The organism is Paraflavitalea sp. CAU 1676 (assembly GCF_029223285.1).
Classification (GTDB): Bacteria; Bacteroidota; Bacteroidia; order Chitinophagales; family Chitinophagaceae; genus Paraflavitalea.
Map to the genome: position 1 here is coordinate 100926 of NZ_JARHUJ010000012.1, position 20577 is coordinate 121502.

Consider the following 20577-nt stretch of genomic DNA (forward strand, 5'->3'; position numbering starts at 1 on the left):
TTGCGACGATTGATAGGGTTTAGAAGTTGAGTTCCAGACCAAGGCTGTACACGGATTGAATGGGGTAACCCAGGCCGTTGCCGCCCATTTCTACATCCCACAACTTGAAGTTGCTGAGGACAAAGAGGTTGGTGGCAGAGAAGTAAGCCCGGCCGCCTTGCAGGCCCAGTCTTTTCACATTGCGGAAATTGTAACCCAGGTCAACGTTCTTTAGCCGGAGGAAATTACCATTGCGCATCCACCAGGTAGAGCGTTCGTTGTTGTTGGCAACGGGCGCCGAACTAAGGCGTGGCCAGAAGGCATATACATTCCTGGTTTCTTCGCTCCAGTAATCCTGTGCAATCGCTTTCAGCAATCCGTTCTGCAATCCACCCGATTGTGCGAAAGGCTGTACAGCCCAGGGGTCGATGAAGAAGGAAGAACGCGCAGAGCCCTGGAAGTAGAAACTGAAATCGATGTTCTTGTAACGGAGCGATGCGCCAAAGCCGTAAATGATCTCAGGCTGGGTGGGGTAGCCAATAGGTACGCGGTCATCGCTGTTGATGATACCATCGTTATTGACGTCGCGGTATTTGATATCGCCGGCCATAACCCCGCCGGTACGGTTGCCGAGACCCGGATCGCCAAATTGCGCAGGAGAATTGGCGACTTCTTTCTGGTCGATGAACAGACGTTCGGCGATATAGCCCCATTGCTGACTGAGCGGATAACCAACGCTGGATAAATGGGCCAGGTTACCTTCATAGATCAGCTCGTCCACCACCTGGCGTTTGCTTTGTGAGAAAGTGAAGGTGCCGCGGATATTGCCGTACCAATTTTTATTGAATACACGATCGTATTTCATAGACAGATCAACGCCTCTCGATTCAGCCTTACCATAGTTGGCTTGCGGTACAGCCATTAACCCGAGGGCAGATTCCAGGTTGCTCTTTGGCAACAGAATGCCTTCGCGACGCTGGCGGAACACATCGACGATCAGCTCCAGCGAGTTGAACATACGGAGGTCCATACCGAGGTTGATCTGTGTCGATTTCTCCCAGGTGATAAAAGGATTGGCGTAGCGGTTGATGGAAACGCCGGGACGGTAATAGGTCGCTGCTCCATCATTGCGGCCGAAGGTGGCGCCATAATCGTTGTTGTTGAGGCTCACATTGGAGAGGTAAAAGAAGCGGTCATTCACATCACCGATCTGGTCATTACCCACAATACCATAGGTGGCACGGAACTTCAGGTCGTTGATGGTCGACAGCAATGGGTCGAAGAACTTTTCGTTCGAGATGCGGTAAGCCACACCACCCGAAGGGAAGAACCCGTAACGGTGCCGGGAGTCGAAGCGCTCGGAACCATTGTAGCCAAAGTTGAATTCGGCCAGGTAACGATCGTCGTAGCCGTACGTGAAACGCCCGCTCACGCCCACATTTCGCTTGGGCAGCGAAGCGGTAACATTACCCGCATTGCCGGTTTCGTAGCTGGAGAGGTAAGAGATCAAAGAGCCGCCTACAGCATGTATGGCTTTGAAAGTTCTGCTATAGTTCAGGGTGCCTTCGAGCCAGATGCGGGAGTCGACATCTTTGGCGGTCTCGCTGTAGTCGAGATACTCCCGGCCGATCACGTCGGCAGGCAGGCCCGAACTGGTGGCGTCTGCATTGTACACATCGAGGTTGTACGATTTGCCATCTGGCTGCACAGCAGCATAATAATAGAACGGGTTGTATTTCCTGCTCGAAGAATAAAAGGAATAACGGCGCAGGTAGGCCATCGAACGGAAATTGAGCCCCTTGGTAATAAAGTCAAGGTTTTGCTTCAGTTCCACCTGTGGTTGCAGGTTGGATGTTTTATACGTGCTGTATCCCCGTACCATTTCTGCATAAGGATTGGTGAGCAGGGTAGAGGTAAGCTGTCCGTTGGCGATGAGGCGATAGGAGCCGAACAACGGATGGGTTACATAAGGGCGCATGGAATGCGGGTAGATGGCCGGGAACAATACCGGGTTCGAGCGTAGGGCCAGGCGGAAGATATACGAACCGCCATCGTTGTAAGTAGTATTGTCGATGCGGCCGCCCATGGGACCCTGGTAGTCGTCGAACTGACCATACATACGTACCATCAGCTCGGTGGTCTTGGTGAGGCCGAGGTTGACGGTAGAACGCAGAGAGTAGCGGGATAAGCGGATATTGCTGTTGAAGTCGTTGATGGGATCCACCTTCAGCATACCGTTGTCGCGCGCATAGGAAGCGGCCACATGGTAACGCATTCTTTGGGTACCACCATTCACGCTGGCGTAGTAGTTCTGGTTTACGGTATAGTCGCGCACCAGCTTGTCGATCCAGTCGTTGTTGGGGTACAGGTTGGGATCGTCGCCAGCGGCCGTGTGATTGATCTTGTTCTGGGTATAAGGCTGTGCAACCGTTCCATTGGCGCGGGTGGTGGCAGCTTCATTGGCCAGGTTCATATAGGTAATATTATCAGCATGGTCAATGTTTTTGGAGTTGGAGGATACCCTCATTTCACTCCGCACGAAGAATTTGGCGGCGCCTTCTTTACCCAGTTTGGTATTGACGAGCACTACGCCGTTGGCGCCACGGGCGCCATAAACGGCTGCCGCTGATGCGTCTTTCAATACGGAGAAGTCGGCAATATCATCAGGTTGCAAACGTGCCATATCGGTAGGTGTCGATTCGATACCATCGATCAGGATCAGGGGATCCTGTTTACCAGTACCGAAGGTCGAAAGACCACGTATGTAGAAGGTGGAGTTGTCGCTTCCGCGGCCGGGTTCACCACTTTGCTGAAAGGAGATCATACCCGCTACGCGGCCGGCCATCACGTTGGTAATATTGCCGGTGGGCGTTTGCAGATCCTTGACGCTGATGGTGGTGACCGAGCTTACCATGCTGGTCTTCTTGCGCGTACCACCAAAACCGATCACGGTCACATCTTCCAGGCCCTTGTCTTTCAACCGCAGGATCACGTTGAGCGTGCTTTTACCGTTGATGCTTACTTCCTGCGTTTCATAACCCACCATGGAAAACAGCAGGGTGCCATCGGCCGGTACTTTGATAGAGTAGGCGCCATTGGCGAGTGACCGGGTGAAGATGTTGGGGTTTGATTTAAGTACAATGTTCACTTCGTGCAGGTTCGCCGAATCGGAGCTCACCTTTCCCTGCACTGTAATCTGGTTGTTCTGTGCGAGGCCGGGAAAGACGGCACCCAATAGCAGCAACAGCCAAATGATCTGTTGTTTGCCAATCGGCAAACGAGGATTCAATTTCATGGGAGAGTTGTGTTTATGTGTTGAGAGGAAAATACAATACCTGCCGGTCGCGCATGGCAGTCCTGACTGTCCATCCGGCCGGAGATCATGGTGCACGACGACGTGCGTTATTTAGGTTGAAAAGTTCACCGCCTGGGCCCAAACAGACGACGGGTTCGATCGTTCATGGCGATCGACCTGCAGAAGAGGCGCGGCCTTGTGTTAGTTGGTCTCATATAGCTTGTATTTGGTTTGCTTGCGTTGGCACAATCGGGTGCAGGCAACTGGTAAACAGCTACCACCCCCAATGGGCGGATCTGATGCGATCATCCGGCAGGGACTAAAACGGACCTGTTGATGAATGCCTTATCTCCGGAACGGTAAATGATTGGATTGGTTGATGGAGAGGATGTGTGCGGGGACACGTTGGTTGGGGAGTTTCATAATAGCAATTTAAATGGTTACAATTGTTAGTTTGTTAGCATTCCTGTCTTCCTCAAGCAGACTGTGGAATATGTACGCAAGCATTATTAGCGTCAAATTAACAATTAATATTTGAATTAAAAAAGAATTAGTGTCAGTAAAACAATTAAAATATTATAGACGCCAGTGGAGGGTTTGTGCAAATGGGGTTGTTGAGGGTTGAGAATCATGCCGATCGGAGGGGCTGTTTGCATAGGTCAGCAGCAGGGGCCGGGAGCGATGTGGAGCTGTAATGATGGGGCCGGAAAGCGGGTAGTTGGTTGGGGATCTACTCGCAGCTGCTCTCAATAGCAAGGGCCGCCCTTTTACCGGGGCGGCCCTTCGCCTTTCTGTACAGGTGATGTGTCATCGGCCTGTTCTGCTAACTATGAGTCTCCTAAACATGCGTACTGCAATAGAGCGTCATGCCTATTGCATGAATTGATAGGCGATCTGTCCGTTTACATTGGAAGTGCTGGAAAACGATTCGGACTTAACTACCGTTCCGTTGATGAGGATATCCAGTTTGAGGTTGCCTGCTTTGAGAGCTGCCGCGCTGAATACAATGACCTCATAGCGGTTGACTTTCTTTTTCAGCTTTACCGAAAAGGGGATGGCAGCTGCATCATTGTCTGTAAGACCACCGGTTTCGTTGTGGTAGTGTACGCCCACCGTAGTAAGTCCGCTCGTGGTGGTAGTAGCTTTGTACTCGATGTTGACCTCCTTAGGATAACCTCCCGTGCTACCCGGATCGTCGTTGTCCTTGTCTTTCTTGCAGGAGGTAACCAATGCCAGCGAAAACAGGAGTGCAACGATGCGGAGAGGGTGTTTGAACAGAATCATCTTGTAAGTTTTTTTGTTTTTAATGGGCTAAGATTCCCTTGTCGGATGCAAAGCTACCGGCCACCCTAACCCCGAACAATACGCTGAATCCATGAATTTTGTCTACCTGTTTTCCGGTATAATTGAATGGCGGAAATCGTATTCGGTATTTGTTACCTATTTTGCCGCCATGATCCGAACAACCACCCTCGTTTGCCTGATCATACTTGCTCACCTGTGCAGGGCGCAATCGCACCTGAACGGGCAACGGTATGTTGATAGTCTGACCAAAGTATTGCAGGAAGCTACTGCCGACAGTGTGCGCGCCAAAGCCAGCTATTTGTTGTCGTACAACTGGGCTTTTAAAGATCCGGTAAAGGCTAAAGGTTATCTTGAGCAAGGCCGGCAATACGCCATCAGGAACCCTTTTCAAACAGCTATTTCAAATTTCTACGAAGGCATCCTCCTGTATGTGGGCGGCGATATTGCCGGCAGCGAAAACGCTTTCCTGCGGACCGACTCCCTGCTACAGCCTTTCAAGACCAAAACAGCCTACACGTTCCGCTCCGAAGCCTGGCACAACTACGGTGTATTACAGCAGGCACAGGGCGACGAAAAAGCATTTGCCGACATTCTCATCAGTAAGGCCATTCCCTTTGCCCAGCAGGCAGCAGATACCTCGGTGCTCGCCCGGAATTTTCATGATCTCGGCCTCACTTTCAAGAATACAGCGCAGTACGAAAAAGCAGCCAGCTGGGTTTTGAAGGCCATCGACATGTTCCGCGTCCTGCATGCCCGCAACGAGATGGCGGTGGCGTTCATTACAGGGGCCGAGAACTACGTGTTGTGGGAGAAGTTCAACCTGGCGAAGCCCATGCTGGACAGTTCATATGTAATCCTGCAGGGCAACTCCGAATCGCCTTTGCTGGTCGATTATTATGCTGCGGAGAGTATTTATTTCAATGCTACGAAACAGTTTGCCAAAGCGCTGGAAAGTACCGATAAAGGCATCGTGATGGCCAGGAAGCTCAACCGGGTCTATGAAGAACAGCGCATACTGCTACAGCGGTTCTATGCCTGGTTCGATCAAAAGAACTATCGCAAGGCCAAACCCATTTTGGAGGACCTGGTGCAGCAACCGGTCATGATGTCGCAGATCATCAACCGCCTGCAGATCTATAAGGGCCTGGCCGAAACCCATGCCGGACTGGGGGAGATGACGGAAGCCTTCCGTTGGTCGAAGGAGTACAGCCGCCTGAGCGATAGTGTGCATGAAAGTCAGTTGAAGACAGATATCCAGGCGCTGGAGCTGAAGTTCAAGGATGCAGAAAACCAGAAAATGATCGCCACGCTGGAGGCGGCCAATGAAAAGGCTGCCCTGGAGGCCAACAATAACCGCTTGCTTACCTGGTTCCTCGCCTCCGCCAGTTTATTGCTGCTGATAGCGGCCGTGCTTGCCTGGCTCTATTACCGAAACAGTAAAAAGCTGTCGCAGCAGAAAGACCTCAACCACCAGCAACAGCTTAAAGAGATGAACCAGCAGCAGCAGATCCAGTTTTCGCAGGCCCTATTGCAGGGTGAAGAAAGAGAGCGCCGCCGCGTAGCCGGCGACCTGCACGACGGGCTGGGGGGCATGCTGGCAGGCGTAAAGCTAAACCTTACGGAACTCAGGTCGGCTACTCCGAAAACCGAGGAGGGTGACTTCCATAAGGTCCTCGGCCAGCTCGATCATTCCATCAGTGAGCTGCGCCGCATAGCCCGCAATATGATGCCGGAAGCCCTGTTGAAGTTTGGCCTCGAGACTGCACTCAGAGACCTTTGCGAGAGTATTATGACAGAGTCGGTACGTATCGACTACCAGGCATTCGGCATCGAAAAAACGATGCCGCAGCAAACGCAGGTCACCATTTACCGCATCGTGCAGGAACTGCTGTCCAATGCCATCCGGCATGCGCATGCCTCCAGTATCCTGCTGCAGTGCAGCCAAAACGAATCCGTATTCCTGGTCACCCTGGAAGATAATGGCAAAGGCTTCGATACGCGGGCGGCGGCCCTGGCCAAAGGCATCGGTCTCATGAATGTAAAAAGCCGGGTCGATTACCTGCAGGGGAAAATGGACATTGCCTCGGTCATCAATGAAGGAACCACCATAAATATTGAACTACATGTTGCAGGATAAAGACAGGATGACGCTCGCCGTCGTAGATGACCATCCGATCGTTATAGAAGGATTGCTCAAGCTGCTCGATAACAAGGAGCACCTGCGGGTGGCAGGCAGCTTCACGGCAGGGGCGGCTTTCTGGACGTTCATCAAATCGAACAAGGTAGATATCGTACTCCTCGATATTTCGCTCCCGGATATGAACGGCATGGACCTGTGCAAAGACATCAAGTTGATGCACCCGGGCATCTGTGTGCTCATACTCAGTAACCACAGTGAACGCAGCATCATCCTGCAGGCCTTGCAGAACGGCGCCAGCGGCTACCTGCTGAAGAATGCTTCGGCAGCCGAGCTGATCGCCTGTATACAGCAGGCTTTAAGCGGCCAGATCGCGTTCAGCAAAGAAGTGCGGGAGATCATCGCACGGCCTTCCCTTACCGAATTGAAAGGCATTCCATCGCTTACCAAAAGGGAAAAAGAGATACTGCACCTCATTTCAGAAGGCCACACTACGGCTGGTATCGCTGAGCAACTTTCACTGAGCCCGTTAACGATCGAAACGCACCGGCGAAATCTGTTACAGAAATTCGAAGTAAAGAATGTAGCGGCCCTGATCAAATTGGCCGTTCAGCATGGATTGGTATAGTGCGGGGTGATAAAGCTTGTGCCGGCGGTGCGTATGTATCGCCGAAGCTGCAATAGGGGAGATGTAGAATGGGATAGAAATTTTGCCAGGCTACCAGGGCAACCTGGCAAAATCTATCAGGCAAAGACCTAACGGCCTTGATTATTTCACGTGCTTGTTAACGATCTTAGCCAGTTCGAACATAGAGATCTGGTCCTTGCCGAAGATTGGTTTCAGCTTGGAGTCAGCATTGATGTTTCTTCTGTTCTTCTTGTCCTGGAGGCCGTTTTTCTTAATGTAATCCCAGATCTTCTTAACGATCTCAGTTCTGGGAATCGCTTTAGAACCGATCACTTCTGCCAGAGATGCGCTGGGAGTGAGCGGTGCCATGAAGGCTGCATTTGGTTTGCGAGCAGATTTCTTCTTAGGAGCTGCTTTTTTTACCGCTTTCTTGGGAGCGGCTTTCTTTACAGCCTTTTTAGGCGCTGCTTTCTTAGCGGCCTTCTTAGGTGCTGCTTTTTTAGCTGCTTTCTTGGGCGCTTTTTTTGTTGCCATTGTTCGTGTTTTTTTTACGATTGATGATGGTGTCTAATGCAGGAGGAAGGGTCTTTATTTTCCTGCACCAGACAGGACAATAATCTTTCCTCCAAAATTAATGAAGTAATATAGCAAGATTAGCGCATATCAGTGCAGCATTTGTTAACGAGTTATTCACTCTATGTTAGTATCCTCATTGGGGAAATGCGCTTTTTCCCTAGGGAGACATCCTTCGAGAGCCTGTTTTTACCAATGAAAAGCACCGTTCACCTATGTCAGTTGCTTCAATGCCCGCTCTATATTGACCCCTTTACCAAGCACTGGTTTGAAGAGATCGCCCGTGTGTTTGATACGTGTAATCGCATTGCTGATCGTGAATTTTTCCATTTGTAAACCCTTCTTTACTTCGCTCCACTCGAGGGGCATGGATACTGTTGCGCCGGGTTTGGGTCGTAGCGAGTAAGCCGCTGCCAGCGTGGCTTTGGGCCTGTTTTGCAGGTAGTCTATATAGAGCATTCCCTTCCTGTTGCGGGTTAGCCTTTCGATGCTGGTGAAGCTAGGCAACTGCTCCTGCACCCGGGTGGCGATCAGCTTCCCGAAGAGCTGGCATTCGTCGTAGGTATAACGGACGCCCAGCGGAATGTACACGTGTATCCCTGTAGAACCGGAGGTTTTCGGGTACCCTTCTATACCCAGCTCATCCAGTACCCGTTTCACCATTCGTGCCGTTTGCACCACCTGTTCGAAGGTATTGCCCTTGTCGGGGTCCAGGTCGAGGCAACACCAGTCGGGGTGGTCGGGGGTATCGATGGTGCTGTTCCAGGGGTTCATCTCGATGGAGCCCAGGTTGGCCATCCACATCAAACCCGCTTCATTGGTAGGAACCATGAAATTTTTATTGTCCCCCTCACTGGTACGGTAAGGGAACTGCTTGATCCAGCCCGGAGCTTTACCCGTTACATCCTTCTGGTAAAAGCTTTTGCCCTTGATGCCATTCGGGTAGCGATTCAGCGATTGGGGGCGGTTGATGAGGTAGGGCAATATATAGGGAGCTACCTGGTAATAGTAATTCAGCATATCCCGTTTGGTATATTTTTCCTTTGGCCAAAAGACCTTGTCGAGGTTGGTAAAAGAAAGTTCATGCCCGTCGATCTCCTTTACCTGTGTCGCTTCAGAGGGATTGAGCAGGCTGCGTCTGTCGGGTTTGCCTCCTTTGGTGAGCAGCTTCGAGGCGGGGTTCTTCTTCCCTTTCTTCGTCACTGCCTTTACATCTAGCGCTTTCTCGGCAGTAACAGACCGCGCTTTTTTGTCTTCCCGCATTCCTTCAAAGCTGGGGTGGCGCATGATGCCATCACTGGTCAATTCGGCATAACTCACTTCGCCCACCAGTTCCGGCTTTAGCCAGGTAACGGTGGCGTGGGGCGGGTTGGGGCGAAAGCGCGAAGGCTTATTGACATCGGGCGTATCGGTGAACGGGCAACGGGTCGTAGAGAGCCGTTTGAACTTTTGCATCATTTCCCGCTGCAATTTATCATTGAAACCCGTACCTATTTTGCCAGTGTAATGAAGGCGGCTTCCTTCGTAAACACCCACCAGGAGGGCGCTGAATAGCTTGGGAGAATCGTCGTTACGGGTGTAACCGCCGATGACCACCTCGTGTCTTTTATTGGCTTTCAGCTTGAGCCAATCGCGCGTCCTTTCGCCGGGCACATAGAGGCTATCGGCCTTCTTGGCCATCACGCCTTCCATACCCATCCTGGCTGCTACCGCCAGGAATTCGGTGGCATTGCTTTCGAAGTTATCGCTGTACCGGATGATCCCCTCGGCAGGTACCAGCGCTTGTAGCAACGCTCGACGCTCTGTAAGCGGTAACTCAGTCAGGTCGTGCCCATCGAGCCAGAGGATGTCGAATACATAATAAACCAGTTCGCCGTCGGCCTCACTGCGCCAGTTCTGCAGGGAGCCAAAATGAGCGATCCCCTTTTCATTCACCACGCAGATCTCTCCGTCGATGACTGCATTGATCTCCCAGGCTTTGACAGCTTCGTATACAGGATAGAACTTATCATTGAATGACTTCTGGTTGCGGCTAAGCAATTCCACTTTCCCTTTATGTGAAAGGGCCAGGGCGCGGTACCCATCCCATTTGATCTCGTACAGCCAGCCCGGTTGGTCGAAGGGTTCGCTTACCAGGGTACCCAGCATGGGTTTTATGTGTTTGGGAAAAGCGGCCTTAGGCGCCTGCGCCAATACGCTTACGGCTTTTTTTTTTCGTGCCGCCTTAACGGGGGCCGGCTTTGTATTGGAGTGCTTGACAGGGGAGGCTGCCCGTTGCCTCGTAGAAGTGGCTTTGGTGGCAGCAGTCTTCCTGGCGGTAGTTCCTTTGCTGGTAGAGGAAGACTTTTTGGGCGCAGCCCTTTTTGCTGGGGTTGAAGTCTTCTTCGCAGAAGCACTCTTGGCAGATTTCTTTTGGCCGTAGATATGATCGCTGGCCTTCTCCACTTCCTCTATCGTCTTGTCCGAGATCACGGAACGTACCTTTCGGGTTACATCGGTGGGTTTGGCAAACTCATCACGGTGCTTGATCAGCAGCCAGGCATTGTTCTCAGCATTTTTTAACCGCACCAGGGCGAATTCCCCCTGCAGCTTATGGCCATAGAGCCTCACTTTGAGACTGCCGGACTTCAGTTGTTTCAGCAACGCTTTGCTGTCTTTATCCTTGTCGCCCGAAGGTTCCAGTGGTTCGTAGGTGCCTTCATCCCACACGATCACCGTACCGGCTCCATAGTTGCCTTCGGGGATGATGCCTTCAAAATTGCGGTAGTCATAAGGGTGGTCTTCTACCATCATGGCTAGCCGTTTGTCTTCGGGATTGGTAGAAGGCCCTTTGGGAACTGCCCAGCTTTTCAGTACACCATTCATCTCGAGCCTGAAATCGTAATGAAGCCTGGAAGCGTCATGTTTCTGTATGACGAAACGAAGCGCTTTACCGCTTGCCCTGCCGCCGGTAGGTTCCGGTGTATCCTTGAACGACCGCTTTTTTTTATAGGTAGTTAAAGCCATAAGACTGGTTTATACCACAGGCAAGCTTAAATAACGTGCCACCGGATGTGCCAATCAGGCGGGGCGCGAAATTTGTGTGTACCAGGGGATTTACAAGCATATAAACCGGAAGTAAATCAGCCGCGTATGAAACAGTCGATCGTCCTGGTGCTTTTCGTTTGCCTGGTTGCAATAGCCTGCCTGCTGGCGGCATTTAAAGAACAAAAACAACAGGAACAACCCTTAGCTGCTGCCGGCCCGGCGGCTACTACTAAACCTGTTTTTCAGCCACCACCATTGCCCGATAGCATGAAGTTTGCGGGTGAATCGGTGCCGCTGTATCGCCGCGATATCCGTGAGCAGCTCGACCGGGAGGTATTGTATAATTATTATCAGCCCAATAATATCCTGTACATCATTAAACTCACCAACCGGTATTTCCCGCTCATCGAGCAGCGGTTAAAGGCCAATGGCGTACCGGCCGATATGAAATATCTCTGTGTGGCCGAGAGTAACTTGCAACAACTGATCTCAAAAGCTGGCGCCGTGGGGTTCTGGCAATTCATGTCAGACACTGCACCTGGCTACGGTCTGGAAGTGAATGCTTACGTAGATGAACGGTATCATGTGGAGCGATCAACGGATGCGGCCTGTGCCTACCTTAAACGGGCTTATGACATGTTCGGGTCCTGGACCGCAGCCGCCGCTTCTTATAATTGCGGAATGGCGGGTTACCATAACCAGGCACAGTTTCAGCGTAAAATGAACTACTACGACCTCAACCTGCCCGAAGAGACCAACCGTTATATCTTCAGGATACTAACTTTCAAATACTTCCTCTCACAGGCAGCTGCGCTGGGTTTTGTGGTACCCGAAGGAGAGGGGTACCCCGTGTTGCCCATACGGCGCATGGAAATACAGGATGGCATATCCAACCTCGCCGACTTTGCCTTACAACAGGGTATTACTTATAAAACATTAAGGCAATACAATCCCTGGATCAGGGGCCGAAGCCTGCCCGCCCGTAAAGGAAAAACCTATGTCATTCACCTGCCAGCCGACGCCGATGCTACTACCGCAGCACCCCGCTGACATCAATCCAGCCGGAAGGAGATCTTGGCGATCACCCCATACGAAATGATCTTGTCGTCTTTCACATGGGCCTTAATGTCCTTGACAAAGACGGAGTCGATATTCCGGATGGTCTTGGCGGCCTCTTTAACGGCGTTTTGCAATGCATCGTCGATGCTTTTTTCCGACGAAGAGATCACTTCGATCACTTTTACAATAGCCATAGTGTAAGATTTGAAATGAGTAAAGGCAAGGCAGGCACAATTATCATACCCCTGTGCCGGGCCGCTGCAATAGCCAGGTAATTGCGGCAGGGCCTCTACAACCTACCCGGCGGGCGCAGCCGGCGCGTGACGCAATTCGCCCGCTATATTGTCGGAGTAGTACTGCCTCCCGGCACGGATTTGATAGTAGGTTTACAGTATCAAAAAAAGAAAGTATATGCCAGTTAAAAACTACATCGATCTGCCTTATCCGCATCTCGACAAACTATTAAAGGAACTTGATGACACCGGCCGTGAGTGGCTGCAGGCGATTGCAGCCTTCAGTCAGCAACAAATTAACCAGATCCCGTTTGCCGGTAGTTGGACAGGCGGGCAGGTGGCTGAACATATTTACAAGTCTATTCAGGGCATACCCCACCTGATGGCCGGCAATACAACTGCCACGACCCACCGGAAACCGGATGATTACGTTAAGACCATCGAGGATATATTCCTGGATTTTGATAATAAGATGAAATCGCCCGAGTTCATACTGCCCTCAGACGGGCCACATGACAGGAATCAATTACTGCAACAGCTTCGTGGCGTTTTCGATGACATAGCAGTCAGCTCCCGCACGTTGGATATGTCGTTTACCTGCACCGATTTCGAATTCCCGGGGGTAGGTCATTTCACCCGCTGGGAATGGGTAAGCTTTGCAATCTGCCACACCCGTCGTCATGCGCGCCAGTTACAGCATATACTAAAGCACCTCGCAACAGTACCCGCATAAAAAGCGTACGTTATTTGTTGCTGTCCATCAGCAACAAATAACGTACGCGCAGTACACAAAACTCCCCTGCAGGGAATGGAGTTCTTATTGTAATAATGACTTCAGGGATTCCTTCAAAGCATGCTTCCTGTCGTCGTCAATAGGATGTTTTAATGCTTCCAGCAACGCGTCTACCAGTAACCCGTTAACGGGATGCGGCAGGAAACTGTCTGGATGTGGTTCGGCCGGTAAATCTGCCATCTCTTCTGCAGTAGCTTCCCGTATGGTATTGGTGGGAGCTGCTGTAGAACCAATGGGAATCCACCAGGCCGTAAACTGGGGGATACCCACACTGCCGGTATACCGGACCAGCGAAAAGGTGGATCCATTGGCCATAGGCAAAGAAAGAGATGCCATGCCTGTGGTGAGGATGTTGCCTACTATTTGGTAATTGGCAGTTCCCGCAGCAAATAACCCAAGCTTTGAGTTGACGGCCAGCGCACCCCAGTAAGCAGCATTGGGCGATCCGCCCTGCTGGAAGGTAGTAGCATACACCACTACAAATCCATCGGAGGAAACTGTAAATGATTTCGATTGTTGAGAAGTATCCAACCCTTGCGCAGCTTTCAGCATGCTCACAGCGCCATTGATGGCCGTAGTGCCATTGATGGTGACATTGTTCAGTACCGTATTGCCGCTGGCGTTTAAGTTGCTGGTGCTTACTCCTCCGCTGGCGGTGAGCAGCTGGTTCACGGTAGCCGCGGCCAGGCTGGCGTTTCCACTTACACTCAGTGTATTGTTGATGGTAGTAGCGCCTGCTATGGTAGCTGTACTATTGGCTGTTAAGGTGCCCCCGATCGTTGTATTGCCCGCCAGGTTGCTGATGCCGGCGATACTTAATGAACTGCCCTGAATTTCGGGATTGGCTACCACTACCGTAGTGGTAAGGTCTCTGGTGACCGTTTCACCCAGGTACACCACAGTGGCGCGCAATAAGAAGGTCGTGTCATTGGTAAGTGCGGGTGATGTCCAGGTGCGCACATTGTTTACTGGCACCGGATTCGCGGCTCCATAGTACATGTTATAGGTGGCCATATCCGATCCCTGCCAGGTAAGTGTTACGGTTTGCTTATCCTGTACCATCGGCACCTGCGGCGTAAAATTACCGAAGAAGAAGCCATAGGGAAACTTGGCTACACTAAAGGAGGCCGTGCGTACCTGTGATGGATTGCCCTGACTGGTAGCGGTTTCATTTACATTGATGTTCACCGTACCCACCTGGTGGTTTACCGGAATATTGAAGAGCTGGAAAACAATCCCATTCGTGGTAACTGGTACCGTGTTGCCGGAAGCGGGCACCGCCGTGAACACACCCGAAGCCGTCATGGAAATATTCCACTGTCCTGCAGGACTGCTGTTATACAGGATCGCCGCAGCGTCATTGGTTAATTGCTGTGCCAGGGTACCAATAGGAAGTACGAATTGGATCTGCGAAACATCTACTGCTACATTGCCTCCATTGGATACTACAAAAGTAAGCGTGCCATAAGATTGATTGCCTGTTGCCGGACTTACCTGCAAGGGGTCGGGCAGGGTTGTGAGGCTGTAATTAAGCAGTGCATTGGTGGTGGATGGATTCATGATTTTTTTTGTTTAGTGATGATTTAAATGATTTGATCCCCGCTTTTTTCTGCTTCTGCACCCGTTAACCTTAATAAACCCTGTCTGATGATAGGTTGTGCATTGTTGAATTGAGCAGTGGGGGTGGAGGGTGTAATGTCATAAGTGGCCCAGCCTGTCTGCCCCTCAAATTGCTGCCAGGACCAGGTGCCGTTCTTGAGCGATGGGCGTGGCATCACCACTGCAGTGTTGTCGGCTTTGGTGACCACTTCGGGGGTAACGGTATCACCCAGCAGGCAGTTGACCCTGAAGGTGAGGTCCATATGGGCAAAGGCGCCACCGACGAATCCCTGTGGTATACCAATACTGATCACCGGCAAAATGCCGGTGGTGGCATGAACGATGGATCGCGGGTCCATCAGCATGGTGAGGTAAGCCGAGGTGCTGCCATCAAAAGGCAAGGCGATGGAGGGGCCGGTACCCACCGGCAGAATGTAGTTTGGATCTTCTACACGTGCCGGTACATTGGGTGTATAAAATCTATTGTAGCTGTTACCGGTGAAATAACCAACCAGTCCGTCGGATCGTTGCCCTGCCTCACCCATACGTATATTGAAAGTATAGCTGGTTACAGGATTGCGGTTGGGGGCGAAGGTATAGCGCCAGCTGGGGTCGGTGATCACTGGTCCTTCCAGCTCATATTGCAGTTGAATGCGTACCATGGCAACCGGTCTGCCGGCCAGCAGGGTGAGGCCCATATCGGCCGTCGTTTGCCTACCGTCGATGGTAACTGCTGCCTTGTCGAGGGTTTCCAGCATGCTGTTAAATGCAGTGGGCCCCAGTTGCTGCATGGCCAGTAACATCTGGCCAAGGTGGTTGAGATCGGGATATGCTGGATTGTTGATCATGTCGGCAATGGTCATGATCTTACTATCGGGTGCGGGTGTCCAGTTTACGACCTTTTGTTGCTGGTCGTTGGTAATGATCCAAACGCCACCGAGTATATTGCCTTCATTGTCGTAGCAGGCAATGCTTTCATCGAGGTAGTTGTGCAATAGCCAGGCGCAAATAGGATTGATGTCGGGCGAGAGTCCTAAAACCTTTTTGTCATCCGAGCAGGATACAAAGTCGAGGTTGAGGCGTGCCGGCTGCAGCAGCCGTGGGGGTAATTGCACAAACCGATATCCTTCCTGCACGATCACCGGATGCTGGGGTTGCAGGGAGGGTGCCAGCAAAGGCTTGGTGGTCATTTGGGTTTGCGAATTGATGACCTCACAGGTTTGCCCGAATTTATCGACCACGTACAACCGGCGGATGAGGAACTGACCGGCCCGCCAGTTTTGAAAGCCCGAAGCGGGCCATGGTTCGAATGGAGGTGGCGAGGTGGCGCCGGGTATGGGTACATAGGTGGCGCTGCTGCCCACGAGGCTGGATAACGACTGATTGGTAAAATAGGCTTGCTGGTTCAGTTCGGGTGATACGTTGGGATTGGGGTCGCGCAACGTCATAGAAGGAGTAAGCCCTACAAATGATTGCGAAAGAAAGTCCCAGCTATCCGTTTGTGTAATGAATTCCTCCAATTGTTCAACAGCCGTATCGTCTGGATTCTCCCGTAAGAATTTTTCCATCTGAGCCCTGAAGTTGAAGCTGGCCTGCGGGGTCATGAAGATCATGCTTTGATACTCCCAGGTAGGTGCTTGGTTGTCAAAGCCGGTTCCGCCCCAGGTGTATTCGTTGCCGTCGAAGGTCCACAGGTCTGTAAGGCCATCGTCGTGCGCAATGGGATACCAAACCACATCCCAGAGTAATACCAGTGGCGCCCAGGGTTGGGCCCAGGTGGCAAGGTCCAGGTCGGGGCAATAACCGGGCAATAAGATATGCTGGCCGCCCGTCATGGCCGCTTTTACCAGGGCAATGATGTCTGGCTTGGAGCTGCCGAGCGCCGCCTGTGCAACCATGGCAGCGTTTCCCGGATCGAGCAGAAAGAATTCCTGCAACAGGTTCACCAGTTGCGAGGGCACACCCTGCATTCTCGAAGGAATGGGTATAATGGATTGTACTTGCGATAAGGTGATGGTCGTGTTTGCATCATACTGGAAGCCGGTGGCCAGCTGACTCATAAAGCGGCACACTAGTGCACCATGCGGCTTGAGCGGTGTTTCATTCTTAAGTCCCTGCATAAGTACTACGGGGTCATAAGCGCGGTGGAAAGGCCGGCGCGCAGATTGTTTGAGTATCCTGGTAGCCGGAAGATCTTTTGACTGTGCATAGATCGAGATATTGTCGAGCAGTTCGGTCTGCGTGTTGCCGGTAGGGACGGCCAATGCCAGTTGATCGACCAACTGCTTTTGCGCATAGACCTGCTTCAGCAGGCCCTGGTTATTGTTGGGGTCGAGCGCATGTTGGAACTGTTGTTGGGAAGTACCAGATGGCCAGGGATTGGTTAAGCCATTCGCCTGTGCGTTGTTGTATTTCCACCAGGTTTGGTACAGGTTCCATTGCAGGGCGCTGAGGGTGCGCACGGCATCGTCGTAGGTTTGCTGGGCCTGGTTGAGGGCTGCCAGCCATAGTTCCTCCTTAGTGAGTTCGGTAGTGGATACCGGTGGCGGAGGGTCGCCCTGGTTGGCATCAACCGGTGCATCTACTATCTCCCAGTTATAACCTCCGGTGCGGGCGCCAAACCAGTTCTCCTGAATTTGCTGGGCCAGTTCAAATGCCGCATCGGGCAGATCATAACCAGGCAACAGGCCATATTGCAGGGCCTCGAGCAGCGACGCATCGATCTTGTCGTTACCCTGTGCCTGTGCAGCAATCAGGGTGGTCAGTGCATCCACCGCTGTATTGCCCAGCGCTATTTTTACATCGGTGCTGGCAGGCGTATTGTTAGGAGCAGCGCCGTTGATATCCCAATTGATGCCCCATACCATGCTGTGATAGAAACCATAGGTAGCAGTATCCGCACTGGGGGCTGCCAGTTGCCATCTTGCTTGAGATAAAAAGGCATTGAAGTCGCCTTTGGCAACCCAACTATGAAGGATGTCTTCTTCCTGCGAGGAATACCATCCACCAACAAAATAACTCAGGTTATCCTGCTGCGCAACCCCGCTAAGCGGGTCGAAGAAGGAGAAAACATTCCAGGAATAAGGTTGAAAGGAGGCAAACATATTGTTGCCGGGCGCAACAGCCGTGAGGAAAAGCGGAGAAGGGTTAGGTTCTTTCCAGGCTGAAAGGGGAACTACCTGACCCACAAAGGTGGACTGCAAATTATTGACACCTGGCTTCAGGTAGGGCGAGCCGCCGGTTACCGGGTCACTGTTGCCGAGGGCATCGCTTTGCACCACCCAGCCAGTGGCAATACGCGCGTTGGCAGGGCCGCTGTAGCGCACGACCAGCCAACGGTTAGGCGCCGGTGGAAATACCACCTTGCCGGCATCGTTCAAATTACCGTTCCTTACTATTTCGGGCAATTCCCAATGCAATACTACACCCGTGCCGGGCAGGTCGTTGGTGCCGGTAAATGCTTTTGGCTGGGGCGTAGCATACATATTGAGGAAGGGATAGCCATATTTCCACCGTTGAATATTGACGCCGGTATTGTGCAATACATTATTGTTGACAACAAAGGCTTCCATTTTTATGGGAACAAGCAAGGGATTGTTGGTAGCCATGATCGTAAGTTTTGAATTGATTGATTTAGGCAGGCGGATTGAAGGTGATCTTTTCAGGTGCTTTTACCATTTCAATGGCAAACTGCGAGGCCGAAATATTGGCTTGTGATAAAGCCGTTGCCATAGCAGGTATAATATAGTTGGGGGTGCCTGCCACCGCAGGTACCAGGTTAAGCACCAGGCCGCCGGTGTTATTCTGGACAGGCCGCATGAATTGTTTGATATCACCCGAAGCCGGAAAGTTGGGTGCCCCCAATGGTGCGCCGAGGTTTGTTGCTGCAAGACTTCGCCGCAGTATCGTCCATCCGTCTTCTACGCCAAAGAGTAAACCCTGTTCGGGCTGACTGATGGTAACGGTATCCGGTACGCCCGACCAGAGCACGAGTAATATAGAAGGGGAGAGGTGGTCCATGCGCAGGATACTGACATCCGTTCCACCTGCTTTAGCAGTTACCGAAAGGCCGGGCCAGCCACTCACCAATGCCGAACGCAATAGCATACCCGCCGCAGGTAATTTGGGTGCGGGCGGATCTTCGCTCGCTTTACGTAATAACAGATTGCGGGCGCCGGCAGCTTTCTGCAGACTGCGTTCCTTTAAGGAGGGGGCCAGTATATTGTGTGCCATCCCTTCCCGGCTGCCATGTATGCCGATGTTCATGGCGCCATCTATTAACAGGTGCAGCCATGCCTGGTCTACATAAAAGAACCGGATCGATTCTACGGGCAGCATACGCTGATCGGGCACCAGGTGATTGAAGGATATGCCCTCGAGCAATGCCAGGTTGCCCAGCCAGGTGGTTAGTGGGTCTATCTCTTCGGCAGCTTGTGTAGCGAGAAAACTACTGATGGCCGGCTGTCGAAAGAACCAGGTAGCTTCCGCCGCGGGCGATGCCGGTGGTGCCTCTTGCGGAAACAGGAAATTCCTGGCAGGGCCTTTTACCGCCTGGGTATTATTCAAAGGCGCCTTAAATGATTGGGTGAGCTCGCTGTGCACGCTGGCTTTTACATGACCCGTAAATGTTTTACGGCTTAATCCTGGCGATGCCAGCACGGCAAGATCGGTGATGCCTGCCAGGTGCGGTTGTTTGGATCGTTCCAGCAAGCGGGTGCCCGTAGAGATCGTTTTATCACGCACCCGTTGCAAGGCGTCGATATAGCCGGGGTCGGCGAGTGCGGTAAGCCTGCCGATGGTCCAGGCTGCCGCATAGGAGTTATCGAAAATGCCATTTGCCTGGTCGTAGATCATAGCGGCAGCTGCATGCTGGTATTGGGTGATGGAAGCGGGCAAAGGCTGAGCAGGTACCGGACTAAAGGGCCCCCTGTACCAGCAAAATGTATCGGGCCCGGGGTCTGTATGAAAAGACAAGGCTGTATAACCTTGTTTTAATCGGGTAGCCGCCACCGATCCATCATCGGCAGCAGGTATTTTCAGCAACAAGGAGTTGGGGTCGTTGTTGGCTGCCGTGATGAGGTGCTCCGCGAGTTCTGCAAATGTCTGCCCCGGTTGCGCGGCACAGGTAAAGGTCCAGGAGGCCAGGCTAATGAGTTGCACTTTAGAAGCGCCTGTTGGCCATTCCGGTGCATCGACCAGGTAATTGCTGAGGCCTTCGAGTGATACCAGCTGCACGTAATTGACGGCGCCAGCTGAATCGCCGGGGTTCGAAGAAAGGGGAAATCGATTGGCAAGGACGATGGAGAACCAGCCATCTCCGTCTGTACCGTTTACAACCTGTGTTGCTGGATTGATATGACGTACATGTGATAGCGTCGATAGCTCTTTTAGTCTGGGAGTAATGGCCTGGAAAACGGCCGTGGAAATGCGAAAGCTGTTCATCGTGCTTTGCAGGATGGGCGTAGAAATTTGGGTTGGGTCGATCGAAGGTTTTATAATACCCGCTTCAGCATGAAGAAAATCCTGCACCGTAGAAGTGATGAGGGGCGAATGAGTGGCAGGGTCGATCTCGAGTTCGCTGGCCCTCAATACCAGCAATGCCATCCAGGGAATGGTTTTATCGCTGGTAATAGGGCGCTCCCAGGGTAACACAGCGTTTTCAAGTACAATGGCCGGCAGTACTTCCGTAAAGTCTCCATTGGCATTGCTGGCGGGGCTCATGGCATGTATCTCAGTTGTATCGATGGAAAACTGAGGGCCCTGCACAGCGAAGGTCTGGGTGGTAGTTTTTGAATAATTATCGGTATCCGTATTCGGCAATGACAGGGTAGCGCTTACCACATACTTACCGGCGCCAAGCCCGGGCGTTTCATTGTCATACAACTCCATGAAACCCGGATCGATAATATTTTGTTTGCCCATAGCTGATCGTTTAAAAGGTGAGAGGTT

Annotated in this window: 12 protein-coding genes; 4 read left to right on the forward strand and 8 right to left on the reverse strand. The window is 51.9% G+C overall.

Going from position 1 to position 20577, the window contains the following annotated elements:
* Nucleotides 1–19 precede the first annotated feature (19 nt).
* Both P2H89_RS32625 and P2H89_RS32630 read right to left on the reverse strand, forming a co-directional pair.
* Nucleotides 20–3274: a TonB-dependent receptor gene (locus P2H89_RS32625; protein WP_275835224.1), complete on the reverse strand. Its 3255-nt coding sequence runs from the start codon at nt 3272–3274 to the stop codon at nt 20–22.
* Between the two features lie 870 nt (nt 3275–4144).
* Complete coding sequence (locus tag P2H89_RS32630; RefSeq protein ID WP_275835226.1) at nt 4145–4558, reverse strand: hypothetical protein; 414 nt, start codon at nt 4556–4558, stop codon at nt 4145–4147.
* Nucleotides 4559–4649: 91 nt separating this feature from the next.
* Here P2H89_RS32630 and P2H89_RS32635 point away from each other — a divergent pair, with 91 nt between their 5' ends.
* Nucleotides 4650–6716 carry an ATP-binding protein gene (locus P2H89_RS32635; protein ID WP_275835228.1) on the forward strand — a complete coding sequence of 689 codons (2067 nt, stop codon included), beginning with the start codon at nt 4650–4652 and terminating at the stop codon, nt 6714–6716.
* Complete coding sequence (locus tag P2H89_RS32640; RefSeq protein WP_275835229.1) at nt 6703–7344, forward strand: response regulator transcription factor; 642 nt, start codon at nt 6703–6705, stop codon at nt 7342–7344. Before P2H89_RS32635 ends, P2H89_RS32640 begins: the two co-directional genes overlap by 14 nt.
* A 141-nt stretch (nt 7345–7485) precedes the next feature.
* On the opposite strand, the gene P2H89_RS32645 is transcribed toward P2H89_RS32640, so the two are convergent.
* Nucleotides 7486–7878, reverse strand: a complete 393-nt coding sequence (locus P2H89_RS32645) for an SWIB/MDM2 domain-containing protein (protein WP_275835231.1) — start codon at nt 7876–7878, stop codon at nt 7486–7488.
* Between the two features lie 252 nt (nt 7879–8130).
* A complete protein-coding gene (ligD, locus tag P2H89_RS32650) occupies nt 8131–10923 on the reverse strand; it encodes a DNA ligase D (protein ID WP_275835234.1) in 2793 nt (930 codons plus the stop codon).
* 126 nt (nt 10924–11049) lie between these two features.
* Here ligD and P2H89_RS32655 point away from each other — a divergent pair, with 126 nt between their 5' ends.
* Nucleotides 11050–11994: a lytic transglycosylase domain-containing protein gene (locus P2H89_RS32655; protein ID WP_275835236.1), complete on the forward strand. Its 945-nt coding sequence runs from the start codon at nt 11050–11052 to the stop codon at nt 11992–11994.
* Between the two features lie 2 nt (nt 11995–11996).
* Here the strand turns inward: P2H89_RS32655 and P2H89_RS32660 are convergent, their stop codons facing one another.
* Nucleotides 11997–12197, reverse strand: coding sequence for a dodecin family protein (locus tag P2H89_RS32660; RefSeq protein WP_275835238.1), 201 nt, complete (start codon nt 12195–12197; stop codon nt 11997–11999).
* Between the two features lie 217 nt (nt 12198–12414).
* On the opposite strand from P2H89_RS32660, the gene P2H89_RS32665 reads away from it, so the two are divergent.
* Complete coding sequence (locus P2H89_RS32665; protein ID WP_275835240.1) at nt 12415–12969, forward strand: DinB family protein; 555 nt, start codon at nt 12415–12417, stop codon at nt 12967–12969.
* A gap of 84 nt (nt 12970–13053) precedes the next feature.
* Here P2H89_RS32665 and P2H89_RS32670 read toward each other — a convergent pair whose 3' ends face one another.
* From P2H89_RS32670 to P2H89_RS32680, 3 genes are read right to left on the reverse strand one after another with little or no spacing between them, the layout of a single operon-like run.
* Entirely contained in the window at nt 13054–14589 is a 1536-nt protein-coding gene (locus P2H89_RS32670) for a hypothetical protein (protein ID WP_275835242.1), read from the reverse strand.
* Between the two features lie 23 nt (nt 14590–14612).
* Nucleotides 14613–18236, reverse strand: a complete 3624-nt coding sequence (locus P2H89_RS32675) for a hypothetical protein (protein WP_275835244.1) — start codon at nt 18234–18236, stop codon at nt 14613–14615.
* Nucleotides 18237–18261: 25 nt separating this feature from the next.
* Entirely contained in the window at nt 18262–20550 is a 2289-nt protein-coding gene (locus P2H89_RS32680; protein ID WP_275835246.1) for a hypothetical protein, read from the reverse strand.
* Nucleotides 20551–20577 lie beyond the last annotated feature (27 nt).

Bases quoted from the DNA above. Each gene is read 5' to 3' on its own strand.
- P2H89_RS32625 (WP_275835224.1), bottom strand. From the start codon at position 3,274: ATGAAATTGAATCCTCGTTTGCCGATTGGCAAACAACAGATCATTTGG.
- P2H89_RS32630 (WP_275835226.1), bottom strand. From the start codon at position 4,558: ATGATTCTGTTCAAACACCCTCTCCGCATCGTTGCACTCCTGTTTTCG.
- P2H89_RS32635 (WP_275835228.1), top strand. From the start codon at position 4,650: ATGAATTTTGTCTACCTGTTTTCCGGTATAATTGAATGGCGGAAATCG.
- P2H89_RS32640 (WP_275835229.1), top strand. From the start codon at position 6,703: ATGTTGCAGGATAAAGACAGGATGACGCTCGCCGTCGTAGATGACCAT.
- P2H89_RS32645 (WP_275835231.1), bottom strand. From the start codon at position 7,878: ATGGCAACAAAAAAAGCGCCCAAGAAAGCAGCTAAAAAAGCAGCACCT.
- ligD (WP_275835234.1), bottom strand. From the start codon at position 10,923: ATGGCTTTAACTACCTATAAAAAAAAGCGGTCGTTCAAGGATACACCG.
- P2H89_RS32655 (WP_275835236.1), top strand. From the start codon at position 11,050: ATGAAACAGTCGATCGTCCTGGTGCTTTTCGTTTGCCTGGTTGCAATA.
- P2H89_RS32660 (WP_275835238.1), bottom strand. From the start codon at position 12,197: ATGGCTATTGTAAAAGTGATCGAAGTGATCTCTTCGTCGGAAAAAAGC.
- P2H89_RS32665 (WP_275835240.1), top strand. From the start codon at position 12,415: ATGCCAGTTAAAAACTACATCGATCTGCCTTATCCGCATCTCGACAAA.
- P2H89_RS32670 (WP_275835242.1), bottom strand. From the start codon at position 14,589: ATGAATCCATCCACCACCAATGCACTGCTTAATTACAGCCTCACAACC.
- P2H89_RS32675 (WP_275835244.1), bottom strand. From the start codon at position 18,236: ATGGCTACCAACAATCCCTTGCTTGTTCCCATAAAAATGGAAGCCTTT.
- P2H89_RS32680 (WP_275835246.1), bottom strand. From the start codon at position 20,550: ATGGGCAAACAAAATATTATCGATCCGGGTTTCATGGAGTTGTATGAC.